Here is a 16,381-nt window from a genome sequence, read left to right on the forward strand (position 1 = left end):
AAGGGAGACGGGCGGGAGTATCTATGATCGATCTGCGACAATTGCAGGCACTCCGCGCGGTGCAGCGTGAAGGTTCGGTCACCCGCGCCGCAAGATCGCTCGGGTGGAGCCAACCGACAGTCGACTATCACCTGCACAATCTCGATCGCCTCGTCGGAGCTTCCGTGCTGGAACGCACGAAGCGCGGGTCGACGCTGACGCCCGTGGGAGTGCTGGTGCTCGATCGAGGAGAGGAGATCCTGACCCTCACTGATCGCGCACTTCGAGACGCCCGCGACCTCGCCCAGATGGGGCGCGCCAGGCTGCGATTCGGCACCTTCCCCACCGCCGCCGCAAAGTTGCTTCCGTCGATCGTGTCGCAGGTTGCCGACCTTGGCATAGAGATTGATGCTGTGCTTGAGGAGGTCGGTCCGCTCGTCGCACACATGAACGATCGCACGCTCGACGCCGCACTGCTGTACTCGGTTCCCGGGTACGCTCTGCCGCTCAAGGCGGATCTGGTGACGACGGAGGTGCTGCGGGATCCGCTGATGTTGGCGCTGCCCGAGGGGCATCCGCTCGCTGGCCGAAGCTCGGTTGACCTCGCGACGCTGCTCTCGCTGCACGACGAGCGCTGGCTGTTCGGTGCGGGGCAAGACGACCCGATTGACACGGTCGTTGTCGACGCCTTCGCTGGGGCTGGACACACGCTCGACGTGGCGATTCGCACCGATGACTTCCAAGTGATGCTCGGCATGATTGCCGCCGGAATGGTAATCGGATTGCTCGCCCGCCTGGCAAGTGGGCCGTCGCACCCCGGGGTCGTGCTGATTCCGATCGACGACCCCTCGTTCGCGCGCGCGGTGCTGCTCGCGGCTCCCCCGGAATCCCCTGGAGGTCAGCCTTCGACGGCGGTGCGCCAACTGGCGGCGGCGATCCGCCACGCGGTCGCCCGCTCGGAGCACCCTGCCGCAGGTTGAAACCCACACAGCCGAGCAGGTGAAACACTTGGTGAACCTTGGTAACAATGTACTAAGATCACCATATGAGCGATTCCCAAACCGCGCCGCATCAGCCGACTGTGCTCGACCGCGTCCTTGCGATTGGACAGATGCTGCAACACGATATGGACCGCAGCTTCTCCGACACCGGTCTCAGCACGTCGCGCACGCACCTACTGTGGGTTCTCCACCATGCTGGACCGTCCACGCAGCGGTCACTCGCCACGGCTCTCCAAGTGAGCGCCAGGAACATCACTGGACTCGTCGACGCCGTGGAGCATCACGGGTACGCCGCGCGGACAGCGCACCCAACCGACCGCCGCGCCACGCTCGTCACGCTCACCGATCTCGGCCGACGGACCATGCAGCGTATGGCCTCCGAACACGAGCAACTCTCGCGCGAGCTCGTCGCGGGACTCGCCCCCGATGAGGCCGACGTACTCATGCGAGGGTTGACGCACGTCGAGGGAGTGCTCGCTCGCCTCATCGCCGAAGCCGCGAATCCCGCTGAGGTGCGCTCATGATCTCCGATTGCACGGGCACGAGCACGGGCGATCCCGGTCGGGCGTTCGAAGACGCCAATCTCACCCGGGGTCCCCGGACATCATTTTCACGGATTAGAACCCTCGCACGTCATGCCTGGCGATGGGAGGTGGGTGTTTGGCTCAGCATCTGGCGTTTCATTGCTCGACGTCCGCGCGTCCCCGCGGGAGCGCAGGCTTTCACCTATCACGCGCCCATCAAGACAATCCTGATCGTGTTTATCGTGCTATCGGCGGTTGAGATCCCCATCATTGATCTCGTTTTGCACCGCTGGCCGATCATTCGGTTCACTCTGCTCGCGGCCGGCGTGTGGGGGCTGATGTGGATGCTCGGACTCTTGCTCGGGTTCGTCACGCGGCCCCACTCGGTCGGCCCCGAGGGCGTGATTATTCACGATGGTCCACAGATCAGCGTTGAGTTGAGTTGGGATGACATTTACTCGGTCGCGCTCGTGAAGGAGGTTGCCGAGTCGCCCCCGAAACCGCCGCGGATCACCGAGAGTGAGCGCGGAAACGTCGTAAACCTTCGTGTACAGAATGAGACCAACCTTGAAATCGTGCTCAAGCACCCCATTTCACTGTCGATAGCACCAGATACTCACGTCTCCCTCGTGAAGTTCTGGGCTGACGAACCGCGGTCGGTGCTCTCGGCGACGCGCCCATTCCTCGAGGGCACCGCAGCTGAAACCTCGACATCCCGCTAACCCGAACCCCCTCCTGATCCTCCTGCCCAGCCCCCACGCCCCACCCCTCGCGGGTGAGCAATTTTTGTCATATTTTTCGTCAAGGGTGACAAGAATTGCTCACCCGCGATGGGACGGGCGCCGGAGCGGCGGGTGAACGGGTGGGAGGCGAGCAGGTTAACCGGCGAGCAGGTGAGGCGTATTAGCTTGCGCGGCGGCGGCGCCAGCGGAGTGCTGCGGTTGCCAGCATGATCGCGGATGTCCCCGCGAGCACGACAAGCCCCGCGGCCCCAGACAAGTCCTGGCCCGCCAGCGCGACGGCGCCCCCGGCGACAGAAACGAGCAGCACACCATCGAGCGACCACGCGAATCGCACCGCGCCACTCAGGTCACCCACCGGCGTCGGTATCGGTGTCAGCAGCGCAATCGAGAGCGGCCCCTTCACGGCGTTGTTCACGCGCGATAGCAGCGCGAGCAGGCCTATTACTGCCGCGCTGAAACCCGGCACGAGGGGCGCGGTGCCGAGCAGCAATGCCGTCACGGCCGCTCCCACCGCCAGCACCAGGAACCCGACAAGCGCTGGGAACAACACGTGGAGCGCGAGCAGCCGCGCGTCACTCACACCATAGAGCGGTAGGTCGGAGGCAACATTCGCCGCGTGCCGCAGCCCATCGGTGAGTGGCCCGAGGCCCGCGAACGCGAGCACCGCGCCGACCACGCCGAGCACGGCGACAAGCCCCAGCATTCCGGCCCCACTCATTCCTGCTCCCCCGAACAATCCCGCCGCACTCGCCAGCGCAATCAGCACACTCGCCGCCGCTAGCGTGCACACCCCAATGACCAGGCGGCCGGGCGTGCGAGCGGCCCCAATCGCGTCGCGCACGAAGAACGTTCGCGCCATCGAGCCCGTCGGTCGCACCGCCCGGATACGTCGACCGAGCGTCGGGCGCCCCTGGTACATGGCCGTCGCGGCATTGAAGTCCATGCCGTATGCGCGCACCGTCGACGACTCCCACTGCGCCGCCTGCGCTTCGAGGGCATACGTATCGAGTCGGGTGAGCAGCGTCGGAGCACTCGCCACGGCCGCCACGGCCAGCGCGAGTAGCGCGCACAACGACGCGAGCGAACCGCCCGACCACGCACCGGCAATCCATCCAAACGGCGTAAAGGGCGCAATCCCAGCAGCGGCAAGCGAGACTCCGACGAGGATCGCGAGGCCGGATCCCATCGCGATCGCCGCCCGCGGCACAGCCTGTCCCGCCAACCACGCCACGGTCGCGATCACGCCAACGAGTGCGGCCACGACCACGCGGGCAGCGGCGGCACCGACGCCAATCACTCCGTTGCCGACAAGCACCGCGCCGACGAATGCGGCGGGGAGCATGAGCGCAGCTACGACCACGACGCCAGCGCGGGCAACACTGCCACCAAATGCACGCACGCGCGGGACACCGCTTCGCGCGAGGGCATACGTCAGCACGGGCGGGCGGATCGCTGGGCCGCGCACGCGCCCAGCGATCAGGGCGCCGACCCACAGCGCCGTCGCCGACGTCGCAACGAACATCGACGCGAGCGGGCCCGACAGCACGGCCAGAGCCGCCTCAGACGACGCCGCGAGCCAGAGAACGCGCATCGCGGGGGCCACGCAGACGAGCACGAGCATGACACCCAGGTAGATCGCATAGCCGTGGTCGCCGACGGAACGCGTGCGACGGCCGCTCCAGATCGCGATCGCCGCTCGGACAGATCCGGCGCGAACCGCCATCACGCTGCCTCCCGCAACCACACGGTGTGGCCGTCAAGCCCCGCTTCGATCGCGTCACTGTGGGTGGCAATCACCACCGTCGCACCGAGGGCTTGGCGGCGCCGCACCGCGGCGATCACGGTGACAATGCGGTCGGCGTCGAGGCGCTGCTCCGGCTCGTCGAGCACAAGCGCGTCGAACGGGCGCGCGAGCACGAGGGCGAGCCCGAAGAGCTGCGTCTGCCCGGACGAGAGCTCGTGAGGAAACCGCGTGGCGAGCGCTTCGAGACCGAGCTCAGCGAGCACCTCCTGCGCGATACGCTCGGCCTCTGGACCCGATTCGGCCCAGGTCGCGGCGACGAGCAGCATGTGGTCGCGCACGGTGAGATCAGGTGCCATGGGAGGCAGGCCAATCATGGCAGCGAGGCTGCGCCTGAATCGCGGATCGGGCGACGCGGGGGCACGCCCACCGACACTCACAGTGCCGCGCGAGGGCTCGCGCATACCGGCGATCAGACGAAGCAGCGTCGACTTTCCCGCGCCGTTCGCACCGCGCACGATCACGGCGTCGCCCGCCTCTGCCCGCAGCGACGTCTCGGCGAGGAGCGTCACCTCGCCCTCTCGCACCGCGGCATGCTCGACCTGGATCATGCGTCCATCCTTGCAAATCCAAGCAGCTCGCGCACAAGTGGAGCTGGTCGCTAGGCGCTGTCGCGCACAGGATCCGCTCCGCGCCCGTCGAGCGCATCGATGTAGCGCAGCACAATCCCCTCGCGAAGCGCCCACGGTGAAATCGTGAGCGTCTCGACGTCAAACACCTTCATCGCGGTGCGCAGCACGACCGCGCCCGCCATGATCTGGTACCCGCGCTCCGGCGTGATGCCAGGCAGATACTCGCGCACCGCGCCCGGCATCTCGCGCAGTGAAGGTTCCCACTCGCGCAGACCGACATAGTGCAGCTGCGCGAGGTCACCCGTTACCGGATCGGACGGGCCGCCGACGAGGCGCGCCAGCGAGCGGATCGTCTTCGACGTGCCGACGACGCGTTTCGGCCGCGGTCGGTCCGCAAACAGCTCCTTGCGCACGCGGGTGAATTCTGCCCGCGCATGCGCGCGCAAACGTGACACCGCATCACGCGACGGCGGATCCTCCGCGAGAAAATTGATCGTGGATCGCCCGGCGCCGAGCGGCAGCGACACCTGCACATCCGGGTACTCATCGGCACCCTGCGCGATTTCGAACGAGCCCCCGCCGATGTCGAACAGCAGCACCTCGCCGGCCGACCAGCCGAGCCACCGGCGCACGGCGAGCATGGTGATGCGGGCTTCGTCTTCGCCGGACAGCACACGAAGCGAGATGCCGGTCTCGTGGGCGACTCGCGCCAGCACTTCTTCGCCGTTCGCGGCCTCGCGAATGGCGCTGGTCGCTGTCGAGATCAGGTCATCGACGCCGATCTCGCGGGCGGTCTCCGCACACTCCCGGATTGCCTCGACTATGCGCTCCACGCCCTCCTGGGCGATGGCGCCGTCGGCGTCGAGATAGCGCATGAGCCGCAGCACCGACCGTTGCGAGTGGAAGGGCACCGGGCTCGCACCGGGGTGGGCATCGACGACGAGCAGGTGAACGGTGTTTGATCCGACATCGATCACTCCGAGACGCATGCTGCGATTCTAGTGGGATGCGCCCAGCCACATATGTCGAGTCAGATCAAGACCACGCCAGCGCGTCAGCTCAGTCCGCCGCATCGGGATAAATACTGCGCGTCTCCGTTCGCCGATTACGACCGTTCGACTTGCGGCCAAACTTGACCACCGGGACCAACTTGGACACGCCGAGCACGACATAGATCAGGGTATTAATCGCTACCACTCCCGCGAATACACCGAACCAATCGGAGGCCAGCATTTCCTCGGGGAATAGGATTCCGGTCTGCAGCATCAGCGGGTCTCCTGTTCGATAGCGGGGGTACTCGCGGCCTGGTGCTCAACGTGCTTCCACGTCGGGCGCTGCCCGAGCGAGATCTCGAAGATCCCCTTCAAGAACGCTAGGTTCAGAAAGCAGTCGTACACAAGCTCAGGGAAGACCAGCACGGCGAGCCCGCGCGCCTGCCAGCCACCGCGCCACACCGTGGCGACGCGCTCGATGGCGAACACGATTCCGATGCCGAGCCAGAACGGGAACCAGACCCAGGTGTCCATCGACGTCAGCATGAGGAACATCAGCGCGAAATACGCAAACAGCGCGAAGACGCCGTATCCAATCGCGATCTGCTGCGACCAGTACCGAATCGTCTGCGGGGTCACGCCATAGGCGCCGAGATTCTCAAGGGCTCCGCGCTGCCATCTGAGACGCTGCGCCCACAGCATGCGCCACGTCGGCATGAGTTCGGTCGTGACCTGGCACTCCATCGGTGACACCATGAGTCCGCCGAGCGACTTGATCGCGATGGTGAGCTCGTTGTCCTCGGTAAGGGCGAAGGTGTCGTAGACCTCGCCACGGTTGCCCGGAATCGAGGTGCCGCGAGCGTTCGCCACCTCGCGGAGCGCAATGGAGCGAAAGACCGTGCCGGTGCCCGTAAGCACGAAGACACGGCCATCACGACGGTGGATCTCGCGCTGGTACCTGAAGTACTCGTTGCGCTGGAACTGTCCGAGCATTCCGTGGCCGGGCTCGCCCTGGAAGAGGCCGCCAACGGCCATGAGCGCGCGATCGTTCGTGAATCGTTGGACGGCTGTTTCGAGGAACCGCTCGCTCAATTGCGTGTCAGCGTCCATCACCAGCACGCTGTCGTTGTCCCCCATGCCCGGCAGCTCGCGCGCGAGTACCTGGTTGAGGGCGCCGCCCTTCTTGTGAGTGTTGCCCTCGGTTTCGAAGACCTCGGCGCCGAGCCGCCTCGCGACGGCGACCGTGCCGTCGGTGCAGTTATCGGCGACCACGATCACACGATCGGGTAGACGGCTCTGCTGCTCGAGCGATTCGAGGGTTGCGGGAAGCGACGCCTCCTCGTTGTGCGCTGGAATAACCACGGTGATCGTGACCTCTCCAGCGAATTCGCCGCGCGAACGCGCCATGATCGCCTTCGGCGCGAGCGCGCGCTTTGCCACTTCGAGCGGCGTACGGCGATAACGCCGAGATACCATTCGCTCGGTAACGACGACGAGGAGCACAAAAATCAGTGCGGTGATCAAAGCAGTCAACAGCACACGCGGTTCGGGCATTTCAGCGTCGTACATCACCGTCCAGGCGCCTGCGAGGGTGAGCTTATTGGGCTGCCAGAACGATTCGGTCTGTGAGAGATCGACCCCCCACACAAGCACCGCGACTCCGACAAGCACGATCACAACGACCAGCAAGCCCACAAAGCGCTGGAAAAATCCCCGCACTGTATCCTCCTTCACTCCCCCGAGCGATGGCTACATTCTCCGATTGACCCGAGTGTAGACCGCGGCTCTGAGCGGGGGCCACCCGCTCCCAAATGTCTCAAAATGTGCTATTGCAGCTTTGCCTGGCGGGATTTTCGCACTCGTGCAACCGCTGCTGCTGAGCTCTGCCGCTACGCTGGCCGCATGAGTGACGCCGCTGCTGACCCCTTCATGATTGACGCCGGATCATCAGAACCGCCCTACCGTCAACTACACGACGGCGTCGTGCGCGCGATCACCGACGGTCGGCTCCTGCCCGGTGAAAAATTGCCCACTGTGCGCGGTCTCGCCGAGCGCCTCGGGCTCGCGGCAAACACGGTTGCCTCTGCATACCGGGCGCTCGAGTCGAGCGGCATCATCGAGGGTCGAGGGCGATCCGGCACGTTCGTGTCGCTCGGCGAAGATCCCGTTGCGGCCGCCGCGCGCGGCATCGTGATTGACGCCGTCGAACGCTTGCGCGGCCTCGGCGTCACCGGCGACCGTGCCGTGCAGCTGTTTACTGACGCTGTTCGCGGCTCGCGCGGAGACTAACGTCGCGCGCTACTTGCGATACCAGTCGTCCGAGTGCGCCACTTCCGGCGGCGCCGCAATTACGGGTGTTTCGCGCGTACGGGGTGAGGAACTCGATCCAGCGCCCGCTCCCAGCTCCGATACCGCCGCGACCTCCGTGCGGACTCCCCCGAGCCGACGCCGTCGATCGCTTGAACGCACGAGGTCGCGGCGCAGCCGCCGATCGCCGTGGTAGAGAATCGCTTGCCAGTTCACTTCGGCGTCAGGGTCGACGAGGCTCTTACGCGCGGCCTTCGGCGGCTTCGGCACGACGTAGAGCCAGCCGACGATGCCGAGCACTGCGTCGGTGATCGCGGCGCGCAGTCCGATGTAAGAAATCGCCGCCCAGGTCGCCATGACGGCATTGAACCCGGCGAACACGAAGTTGCCCCAATTACCCACGTTGAAATCGCGGTATGCGGTAAACACCGAGAACGCAATGATCACGAACGGCAAGATCACGTAGATAGCCGGTGACGCAGTGCGCCCCGTGACCTTCGGGGTGCGAGCGAACGGAATCTTCTCTCCGGTCACACCCTGCTGCATGGATTTCAGCACGCCCGCGAGATTCACGGGGAGCAGCACCAGGTTGAAGCCGTAGATCCGGAAAATGTCGCTGGCGCGGTGGCCGCTCGCGCGCAGATCGAGCGCCTGCGAGATAAAGTACGGCAGCGCCGCGACCACCACGAGCGGGCTCAGCAGGCGCGAGTCGAACGGGAAGAACAGCAGGAATATGAGCCCGAAACTCGCCCATGCCAGTGACGACATATAGTTCGTGCGCAGCATCTTTTCGGAGAGCCTCACGCGCGCCGGTGTGCCCTTGCGGATGCGGATCATCTCGAACAACTTCGGCATGATCAACAGGCCACCGTTCGCCCAGCGGCGTCGCTGCACGATCAACGAGCCGAAGTCGGGCGGTGTCGCACTGTAGCTCAGGCGCTCGGGATAGTTCTCAAGCGCCCAACCGTGCGCACCGAGGTCGATGCTCGACTCGGTATCTTCGATGACCGTCCGGTCTTGCACGTACGTCGTGATCTCAAACCCGCCCACCGTTTCGGTGACGGCGATGTCGGCGAGCGCCGCTTTACGGATCACCGCGTTCGCCCCGACCCAGAATGTGGCGTTGAAATAGGTCAGCCCCTGATGCTGAATGTGTTGCAGATCGGTTGTGGCGCCGGCGATTCGCTCAATACGGGTTGGAGCGCCACGGAATGACGAGTACGGCGTCTGTGTCACCGCGACGCGCTCGTTTTCTGGCTGCTCGAGCAAATAGACGAGCCGCACACAGTAATCCCGCAGCAGCTGCGAGTCTGCGTCGAGTGTGAGCAGGTAACGGCTGTCGGGTACGACGAGATCGGGGGCATGGTCGTCTCGTTCGCGGAGTGGCTCGAGGAGCTGCTCCCCCGTTTCGTTCGACACGCGATAGCGACCGCCCATCAACGAAATGTACGAGTTCAAGTTCATCGCCTTGTTAGGCTCCTGCGAGAGCGACGCGTACTGCTTCCGCTCGAACGATGTCAGCTCGGCGCTGAAGATCCACACGAGCCGCCGGTAGAGCTGTTCGAGTCGCTCGCGGTCGGGTGATCCTCCCTGCTCGAAGGCAGCCTGGAGCGCCAACCGCGTGAGGCGCAGGTCGTTCGAAAGCCCGAGAACCACCTGCTCGGCGAAGAACTCCGCCATGTGATCCTCGACCACTTCTGCGGCCGCGAATTCGTCGAGCCAGCTCGCCGCGGCGGCGTAGGCGTCGGCCGCCCGCTTCGCGTCGGCTCCCCCGGGAACCTCAGGCGTTTCTTGCTGGAACACCCGCATTGCTTCGCGGGCCAGCTCCAGGGGATTCGCGAGCGCCTCTGAAATCTCGCCGAGTAGCCCGCGCGTTCGATTGAGCCGGGCGAGCGCGTCCTCGTTCAGGCTGACCTCGTTGTCGTCAATGAGCAGCACGACACGCACTGCCGGAAACTCTTGCAACGCGGCCGACCACAGGGTGTAGCGCACCACCTCGGGTTCCTCGTCGTAGCTCGGGATCAGCACCGTGACGTCTGAATCGGACTCCGCGAAGTGCTCGTCGATGAGCGCACGCTCAACGCGTCGGTGCTCCCGAAACCTGACGAGCGCGCCATAGCGCGCCGTGAGGTACATGAGCGCTGAAAACGTCAGGGCGGTGACCGTGATCCCGTACACCCACGTCTGCAGATGGAAAACGAACGACTCCGTCGGCCCCTCGATGACCATGCGCACAATGGTCGTGATCATGTAGCTGAACCAGGCCACCACGGTGATCACCATCGCGGCACGCGCCCAAATCACTGCACCGCCGCTCGGCCGCGAGTGCATGATCGCGAGCGGCTCGGACCGTCGCTCGGCGCCCCATTGTCGGCGCCGCGACGGCACCGTTGTTTCGTCAGCCACTCAAACCCCCGTTTGAACCCTTGAGCCCGCGCACCGATCCCGTCGCGACTGAGCGCGGCATTCGAGGTTCGCCTTGCGGGTGAATCTTCCCGAATCAGCCGCAACATCGTGGCGAACGCTAGGAAGGCGTGTGATTGCTCGTATAGCATAGCGAACGGACGAAACCGGATCAGGTGGGGACCCGGACCCTTGCGGCGAGGGTGGGGCAAGGGGCTGTAATGGCAAAGTGGTATCCGGGCAGAAGACTGTCCTGGGCGCGTCTTAGCGTCGTAATCGTAGTGATCGCTGCGCTCGTGGGCGGCGGCATATACGCGTGGTCGCGAGCGCAAGACGTGCAGGTGGCATCAGAACGCACGCCGTGGTTTGACGCGTACGTCGACGTCACCGCAACACCGTCGTTTCCGTTCGAATCGCCGGGCGAGGAGGGCCAGCGCAACGTTGTGCTGTCGTTCGTCGTCGCCGCACCCGATGACGCCTGCAGTCCATCGTGGGGCGGGTATTACGATCTCGACGAGGCTGAACAATCGCTCGATCTGGATCGACGGCTGCAGCGACTTCGCGATCTCGGCGGCTCTGCAATGGTCTCATTCGGGGGCCAGGCGAATCACGATGTTGCGTTCGAGTGCACGGATCAGGATCAGCTGGTCGACGCATATGCCAGAGTGATCGATCGCTATGATCTGGCCAGCATCGACATGGACATCGAGGGCGCGTTCCTCGCCGACACAGATGGCATCGCCCGTCAGGCCAAGGCGATTCGCGCGGTGCAAGACGCACAGATCGATAGCGCCGACGGACTCGACGTCTGGCTGACCTTGCCGGTCGCGCCAGACGGGCTGACGTTCGAGGGCCTGCAGGCGATCCGCACGTATCTGCGAGCCGGGGTCGATCTCGCGGGCGTCAACGTGATGACGATGAACTACAACTCGGCGAAGGAGCGCGAGTTCTATCCCGCGGTCGAGAGCAGTCTTGAAGCGACGCACGCCCAGCTGCGATCCCTGTACCAAGAAATCGGCGCGCCGATCGGTGATGCAACCGCGTGGAGCCGCGTCTCGGCGACACCGATGATCGGGCAGAACGACACCCGTAATGACCGCTTCACGCTCGCCGACGCCGCACAACTCTCGGCGTACGCCGACGAGCGAGGCATGGCCCGCATGTCGATGTGGTCACTCAACCGCGATCAGGAGTGTGACGCGAACTGGCCCGATCCGAAACGGGTGTCTGACTCATGCAGCGGTGTCGTGCAAGAGAGGGGCGACTTTTCGAAGACGCTTCGCAAGCACCGCGGCGGCGCGATCTCGCAGGTCGCTGAATCAGTGGACGATGCTGTCACCGTGGATGGCGATGGCCAGATCGCGACTGCCGAAGATGACCCCGACACGAGCCCCTACCCGGTCTGGTCGGAGACAACGTCATACCCGGCTGACACTAAGGTCGTGTGGCATCGAAACGTCTACGAGGCGAAGTGGTGGACGGAGGGCGACCAGCCGGATCAGGCTGCCGAAAGCGGTGCCCAGCCGTGGCGCTTGCTCGGACCGGTGCTGCCGGGCGAGAAGCCAATCGAACGCCCGAAACTGCCGCGGGACGCTTACGACGATTGGAGCGCGACGAAGGAGTATCGCCGCGGCGAACGCGTCGTGTTCGACGGCGACGGTTACGAGGCCAAGTGGTACTCGCGCGGTGACAGCCCGGACGCTGCGCTCGTGCAACCGCAGGACTCGCCGTGGCGCGTGCTCACCGACGCCGAGATCGCGAAGGTGCTGGGTTCAACGAACGACGCCGCGACTGGCGCAAATGGGGCTGGCGCGGGTGCTGGTGCTGGTGCTGGTGCTGGGGCTGGCGCTGGTGCGGGCGCAGGCGGCGAACCGGCAGCCGACGCAGGCGCGTAGTTCAGCCCACGAAGGGGCCGACTCGTTCAACGCGAATGACCGGTTCACCCTCAGCCTCTGACTCCGCGAGATCGACCGAACCTTCAATTGCCCAGTCGTGGTCTCCCGCGGGGTCAAGCAGCACCTGACGGAATCGCCAGAACCCCTCGGGAGCGCTGCTCGTGTCGAGTTCGAGCAGCGCAGCTGAGCGGGCATCACCGTCAACGCGAATGTCGTCGTACTCGGCGAAGTAATCGGCGAGCGCGTCTCGCCAGCGTTGCTCGCCAAAGCCGCGAGCCGAGTCGAGTTCGCCGAGCTCGGCGTAGCGCTCAAACGCGGCTGCCTGCACGCGGCGGAACAGCGCGTTCCGCAGCATCACTATGAACGCACGCTGATTCGTCAGCACTGAGCGCGTGGGCGGTGCGAGCGCGACGGCCGTGTCAGCCCCGTTTGCATCCAGGCCGAGCAACTCGCGGGCTCGCCTGTGCGCCTCGGGGTCTGGGTTCGAGAGTTCCGCCCACTCGTCGATCAGGCTTGAGTCAACCTGGCGCACAACCTCGCCGAGCCACTCGATCAGCTCTTCGAGCTCTGGGCTCTTCGCCTGCTCGGGCACGGTGCGCTCGATCGCTCGGAACGCGTCACTGAGGTAGCGCAGAACGCCGCCCTCGGCTCGTCCAAGCTGGTAGAACGACACGAGGTCGCGAAAGCCGAACGCCCGCTCAACCATGTCGCGCACCACGGATTTCGGCCGCAGTGCGAAGTCGCGTGCCCACGGCACTTCCTTGAGGTACTCGGTAAACGCCTCATCGAGCAGTTCTTTCAGCGGTTGCGGGTGAGTCACCGCTTCGAGCAGCTCTATGCGCTCGTCGTATTCGATGCCCTCGGCTTTCATTGCAGCGACGGCCTCGCCCCGGGCCTTGTGCTCTTGCGCACGAATAATGGCGCGAGGATCTTCGAGCGTCGCTTCGATGATTGAGATGACGTCGAGCGCGTACGTATCTGATTCGGGATCGAGCAATTCGATCGCCGCGAGCGCAAACGGCGACAGCGGCTGATTCAGAGCAAAGTTGGCCTGCAGTTCAACCGTGAGACGGAGCAGTCGTTGCCCCCGCGCGTCAGTGTGCACCTCGACGATGCCGCCCTGCCGCAGCGTGCGGAAGATCGCGAGCGCCGTGCGGGCGTGCGCAAACTGCACCGCGCGCGGCTCGTGGCTGTCGAACACCAGAGTGCGCATGGTGTCGAGCGCTTCGCCCTCGTGGGACTCACCTCGCCCAATGACGCCCAGCACCATCGAGTGAGTGACGCGCATGCGACTCACGAGCGCCTCTGGCTGCGAACCGACGAGTTTTTCAAGCGTGCTCTCGCTCCAGGCTATGAAGCCCTGCGGTGGCGACTTCTTTTTTGCGGGCTTGGCCTTTTTGCCGCCGCTCGCCTTTGCCGCTGCCTTCGCCGTAGCCTTGGCGTTCTCGACCTCATGCTCGGGAGCGAGCGCGATGACGTCGCCCTCGGTGTCGAAGCCTGCGCGACCGGCGCGACCAGAGATCTGGTGGAACTCACGCGCCGAGAGACGACGCATCTTTTCTCCGTCGAACTTCGTGAGGGCAGTGATCACAACCGTTCGGATCGGCACGTTGATGCCGACCCCGAGAGTGTCGGTACCGCAGATGACGCGCAGCAGCCCGCGCTGCGCCAGCTGCTCGACCAGGCGTCGATACCTCGGCAGCATGCCGGCGTGGTGCACGCCGATACCCGATCGCACGAGACGCGAAAGCGTCGATCCGAAGCCGGTTGAAAAGCGGAAGTCGCCGATTGCGGCCGCAATCTCATCTCGGCCGGCGCGATCCACGATACGGATGCTCGAGAGCGCCTGGGCCTGTTCGACCGCGTGCGACTGATTGAAGTGCACGAGATATGCGGGCGTGTGCCGCTCCTCGAGCAGGTGCTCAACGACCTCGTGCGTGGGCGCGACCTCGTACGAGAACGTCAGCGGCACGGGTCGCTCAACGCCCGTCACGAGTGCAGTGTCACGGCCCGTACGACGCGAGAGATCGTCTGCGAGCTCAGTCACGTCGCCGAGCGTCGCCGACATGAGCAAGAACTGCGCATCGTTCATGAGCAGCAGCGGCACCTGCCACGCCCAACCGCGGTCGGGGTCGGCGTAGAAGTGGAACTCGTCCATGACAACCTGCGTGATACCGCCCGCCGTGCGGTCACGAATAGCGAGATTCGCGAGAATTTCAGCGGTGCAGCACAGGATCGGAGCGTCGGGGTTGATCGAGGCGTCGCCCGTCACCATGCCCACGCGATCGGCCCCGAACACCTCGACCAGGTCGAAGAATTTCTCGCTCACCAGCGCTTTGATCGGCGCTGTGTAGACAGTGCGGCGTCCCTCGGCGAGCGCGATGAAGTGCGCGCCGATCGCAACGAGGGACTTGCCGGTGCCGGTCGGGGTCGCGAGGATTACGTTGCTGCCGAGTGCGATACCAAGCACGGCCTCCTCTTGCGCCGGGTACAGGCGAAGTGCGCGTTCTTCCCAGGCCCACTCCTCGAACGCGGCAAATGCCTCGTCTGATGCGTCGAAGTGCGTCGAGTCGAGTGTTGATCCCAGGTTCATGTCTGCGTGCTCCTGCCGGGCCTATGCGTCAGAGCCTGGGTCGGTCGTGTCGGTGGCGGTGCTGGCGTCGGGGCTCGTGCTCGATGCGGCGTTCCCGGCCCCATCACCGCGATCGAGTTCGGCGAACTTCGCCTGCATGGTCGGATTGCCGCGTGTCAGCTTCTTGATGGTGACGCCCTGAGCCTTGTCGTTCGCGAGGCGCAGATTGTTCTCCGACTTCAGCAGATTGTCTTTCACCTTCTGCATCTCAGCGATGGAGGTGTCGATGCGTTTGATCGCCTCCTGGAACTGGCGCGCGGCGAGATCGTAGTTGCGACCAAACGCATCCTTGAAGCCGTCGAGTTCGCTTTCAAAGTGGGTGATATCGATGTTCTGCGACTTCACGTCTTCAAGCTCCGCCTTGTACTTCAGCGAGTTCAGCGCCGCGTTGCGCAGCAGCGTGATCAGCGGAATGAAGAACTGCGGTCGAATCACATACATCTTCGGGAATCGATGCGATACGTCTACGATGCCACCGTTGTACAGCTCGTTTTCGGGTTCGAGGAGCGACACCAGCACGGCGTATTCGCACCCCTTTTCGCGCCGATCTTTATCAAGCTCTTTCAGAAAGTCCTCGTTGCGGTGCTTCGTCGCAGTGCCGTCTGCCTCGTTCTTCATCTCGAACATGATCGACACGATTTCAATGCCGCTGACATCGAGATCCCTGAAGATGTAGTCACCCTTGCTGCCGGTGCGCGCGTCGTTGTCTTTTTCAAAGTACGCATAGGGGAAAGCTGTCGCGCGGATCTGATTGAACGTCACCTCGCAGTGCTGTTCGAGGGTTTCGCCGACCATCTTGGTTGAGAGCCGGGCCTTGAAGTCTTTCAACCGCTCGATCTCGCCGTCTCGGTCACGCAACTGCAACTCGTGCAGCTCTTTCAGCGACCGCTCGGCGAGCTCTTTTTCAAGCGCCGCGCGATCCAACCCGTTGCGAAGTTCGTCCCGCTCGCGCGCGACCGCCCCGACCGCCTCGGAAATCTCGAGCTTCTTGGCGACCTCGAGCGAGGCCAAACGGGACCGCAGTTCGTTCAGCTCGGTCTCCTGCTGCGCTGCCCGCTGCTGCGCCTGGGCCGCGAACTTCGCCTCTGCCAGTTCCACCGCCGTTTGCTGCTCCCGCTTCGCTTGAGCCAATTCGTTGGCGAGGGCGTCGCGGTCTTTTTCTACGGCGCTCAGCGCCTCTGCAACCGCGAGCTTGCGAGCTGTCTCTGCCGCTTCGATGCGCGCCTGCAGCTGCTGAATCTCGGTGTCTTTCGCGGCTGCAGCCTGCTGGAGCTGCCCTGCAGCGGCCGATTCTGCGAGCTGCAGCGCCTGCTGCTTGTCGAGCTCGGCGAGCTCGAGCCGCTCGTGCAGTTGCGATTCAAACTCAGCGTCGCGCACCTGTTTCAGAATGTCGGCGTACCCGGCCTCGTCAACGGTGAACGCACGCTGGCAGTGCGGGCACTTGATCTCGCGCACGGGCGCCTCCTTCACGGATGTACGAGTGGCCCCCGGGCGGTCGGAGACACAGGTCAAGACTGGCACAGTCCGCCGAC

At 64.6% G+C, this 16,381-nt stretch carries 13 protein-coding genes; 5 read left to right on the forward strand and 8 right to left on the reverse strand.

The window, feature by feature from the left end; genetic code table 11:
• Positions 1-23 precede the first annotated feature (23 nt).
• From ACFWHR_RS08230 to ACFWHR_RS08240, 3 genes are all read left to right on the forward strand, one after another.
• Entirely contained in the window at positions 24-959 is a 936-nt protein-coding gene (locus tag ACFWHR_RS08230; RefSeq protein WP_382447813.1) for a LysR family transcriptional regulator, read from the forward strand.
• A gap of 65 nt (positions 960-1,024) precedes the next feature.
• On the forward strand, positions 1,025-1,504 hold the full coding sequence (locus ACFWHR_RS08235; protein WP_382447814.1) for a MarR family winged helix-turn-helix transcriptional regulator: 480 nt from the start codon (positions 1,025-1,027) through the stop codon (positions 1,502-1,504).
• Between the two features lie 233 nt (positions 1,505-1,737).
• Entirely contained in the window at positions 1,738-2,226 is a 489-nt protein-coding gene (locus tag ACFWHR_RS08240; RefSeq protein WP_382447815.1) for a hypothetical protein, read from the forward strand.
• A gap of 181 nt (positions 2,227-2,407) precedes the next feature.
• Here the strand turns inward: ACFWHR_RS08240 and ACFWHR_RS08245 are convergent, their stop codons facing one another.
• From ACFWHR_RS08245 to ACFWHR_RS08265, 5 genes are all read right to left on the reverse strand, one after another.
• Positions 2,408-3,970, reverse strand: coding sequence for a hypothetical protein (locus ACFWHR_RS08245; RefSeq protein WP_382447816.1), 1,563 nt, complete (start codon positions 3,968-3,970; stop codon positions 2,408-2,410).
• Complete coding sequence (locus ACFWHR_RS08250) at positions 3,970-4,599, reverse strand: ATP-binding cassette domain-containing protein (RefSeq protein WP_382447817.1); 630 nt, start codon at positions 4,597-4,599, stop codon at positions 3,970-3,972. The genes ACFWHR_RS08245 and ACFWHR_RS08250 overlap by 1 nt, the downstream gene beginning before the upstream one ends.
• A gap of 50 nt (positions 4,600-4,649) precedes the next feature.
• Positions 4,650-5,609 (reverse strand): Ppx/GppA phosphatase family protein, encoded by a 960-nt coding sequence (locus ACFWHR_RS08255; RefSeq protein WP_382447818.1) that lies wholly within the window; start codon positions 5,607-5,609, stop codon positions 4,650-4,652.
• 70 nt (positions 5,610-5,679) lie between these two features.
• Positions 5,680-5,886 carry a hypothetical protein gene (locus tag ACFWHR_RS08260; RefSeq protein ID WP_382447819.1) on the reverse strand — a complete coding sequence of 69 codons (207 nt, stop codon included), beginning with the start codon at positions 5,884-5,886 and terminating at the stop codon, positions 5,680-5,682.
• Positions 5,886-7,331 carry a glycosyltransferase gene (locus ACFWHR_RS08265; RefSeq protein WP_382447820.1) on the reverse strand — a complete coding sequence of 482 codons (1,446 nt, stop codon included), beginning with the start codon at positions 7,329-7,331 and terminating at the stop codon, positions 5,886-5,888. Before ACFWHR_RS08265 ends, ACFWHR_RS08260 begins: the two co-directional genes overlap by 1 nt.
• A 183-nt stretch (positions 7,332-7,514) precedes the next feature.
• Here ACFWHR_RS08265 and ACFWHR_RS08270 point away from each other — a divergent pair, with 183 nt between their 5' ends.
• The gene (locus ACFWHR_RS08270) at positions 7,515-7,901 is read left to right on the forward strand and encodes a GntR family transcriptional regulator (RefSeq protein WP_382447821.1); all 387 of its coding nucleotides are present in this window, start codon (positions 7,515-7,517) and stop codon (positions 7,899-7,901) included.
• Between the two features lie 9 nt (positions 7,902-7,910).
• On the opposite strand, the gene ACFWHR_RS08275 is transcribed toward ACFWHR_RS08270, so the two are convergent.
• Positions 7,911-10,325: a glycosyltransferase family 2 protein gene (locus tag ACFWHR_RS08275; protein WP_382447822.1), complete on the reverse strand. Its 2,415-nt coding sequence runs from the start codon at positions 10,323-10,325 to the stop codon at positions 7,911-7,913.
• Between the two features lie 218 nt (positions 10,326-10,543).
• On the opposite strand from ACFWHR_RS08275, the gene ACFWHR_RS08280 reads away from it, so the two are divergent.
• Positions 10,544-12,217: a chitinase gene (locus ACFWHR_RS08280; RefSeq protein WP_382447823.1), complete on the forward strand. Its 1,674-nt coding sequence runs from the start codon at positions 10,544-10,546 to the stop codon at positions 12,215-12,217.
• Between the two features lies 1 nt (position 12,218).
• Here ACFWHR_RS08280 and ACFWHR_RS08285 read toward each other — a convergent pair whose 3' ends face one another.
• The gene (locus ACFWHR_RS08285; RefSeq protein ID WP_382447824.1) at positions 12,219-14,810 is read right to left on the reverse strand and encodes a DEAD/DEAH box helicase; all 2,592 of its coding nucleotides are present in this window, start codon (positions 14,808-14,810) and stop codon (positions 12,219-12,221) included.
• Between the two features lie 21 nt (positions 14,811-14,831).
• Positions 14,832-16,304, reverse strand: coding sequence for a DUF2130 domain-containing protein (locus ACFWHR_RS08290; protein WP_382447825.1), 1,473 nt, complete (start codon positions 16,302-16,304; stop codon positions 14,832-14,834).
• Between the last annotated feature and the right edge of the window lie 77 nt (positions 16,305-16,381).

The sequence above is a fragment of the Leucobacter sp. NPDC058333 genome (genome assembly GCF_042726155.1).
In the GTDB taxonomy this organism is placed as follows: domain Bacteria; phylum Actinomycetota; class Actinomycetes; order Actinomycetales; family Microbacteriaceae; genus Leucobacter.

Bases quoted from the DNA above. Each gene is read 5' to 3' on its own strand.
- ACFWHR_RS08230 (WP_382447813.1), top strand. From the start codon at position 24: ATGATCGATCTGCGACAATTGCAGGCACTCCGCGCGGTGCAGCGTGAA.
- ACFWHR_RS08270 (WP_382447821.1), top strand. From the start codon at position 7,515: ATGAGTGACGCCGCTGCTGACCCCTTCATGATTGACGCCGGATCATCA.
- ACFWHR_RS08260 (WP_382447819.1), bottom strand. From the start codon at position 5,886: ATGCTGCAGACCGGAATCCTATTCCCCGAGGAAATGCTGGCCTCCGAT.
- ACFWHR_RS08250 (WP_382447817.1), bottom strand. From the start codon at position 4,599: ATGATCCAGGTCGAGCATGCCGCGGTGCGAGAGGGCGAGGTGACGCTC.
- ACFWHR_RS08255 (WP_382447818.1), bottom strand. From the start codon at position 5,609: ATGCGTCTCGGAGTGATCGATGTCGGATCAAACACCGTTCACCTGCTC.
- ACFWHR_RS08280 (WP_382447823.1), top strand. From the start codon at position 10,544: ATGGCAAAGTGGTATCCGGGCAGAAGACTGTCCTGGGCGCGTCTTAGC.
- ACFWHR_RS08245 (WP_382447816.1), bottom strand. From the start codon at position 3,970: ATGGCGGTTCGCGCCGGATCTGTCCGAGCGGCGATCGCGATCTGGAGC.
- ACFWHR_RS08235 (WP_382447814.1), top strand. From the start codon at position 1,025: ATGAGCGATTCCCAAACCGCGCCGCATCAGCCGACTGTGCTCGACCGC.
- ACFWHR_RS08285 (WP_382447824.1), bottom strand. From the start codon at position 14,810: ATGAACCTGGGATCAACACTCGACTCGACGCACTTCGACGCATCAGAC.